Below are 479 nucleotides of genomic sequence, written 5' to 3'. Positions count from 1 at the left end.
AGTTGGAGACTACGCTGCTGGACGACGCCTACAAGCTGGAGATGCTGGCGTTCGAGACCGCCAAGACCACGGCAGACAATGCCCTGGCCGCCTTCAATGCGGCGGTCGAGCACTACAAGGCGCTGCTGGCAGGGTACCAAGCCTATGCTGCCGCCTATGACACGGTGATCCGGGCCGAGCTCAACAAGGTCGAGGTCTACAAGGCCATGCTGGCGGCCGAGCAGACCAAGGCCGACATCAACAAGTCCCTGGTGGATCGCTACCGCGCCGAGATCGACGGGCGCATGGCGGTGGTCGAGATCTACAAGGCCCGCGTGGGCGCGGCCCAGACCCTTGTCGAGCTCGAGCGCGCACGCATCCAGGCCGGGGGCGAAGAGGTCAAGGCTTTCGTGGCCACGGTCAATGCACAGACAGCACTGGTTGACATCTACAAGACCCAGGTGGGAGCTGAGACTGCGAAGGTGGACGCTTATCGTGCG

At 63.5% G+C, this 479-nt stretch carries 1 pseudogene; it reads left to right on the top strand.

Going from position 1 to position 479, the window contains the following annotated elements:
* Positions 1-479, top strand: a pseudogene (locus tag L995_RS14110) (hypothetical protein); the annotation flags it as partial.

The organism is Delftia sp. ZNC0008, assembly GCF_000799035.1.
GTDB lineage: Bacteria > Pseudomonadota > Gammaproteobacteria > Burkholderiales > Burkholderiaceae_C > Comamonas > Comamonas tsuruhatensis.
Note: the sequence above shows the minus strand (reverse complement) of the source record. Positions and strands in the feature narration are given on the sequence as shown.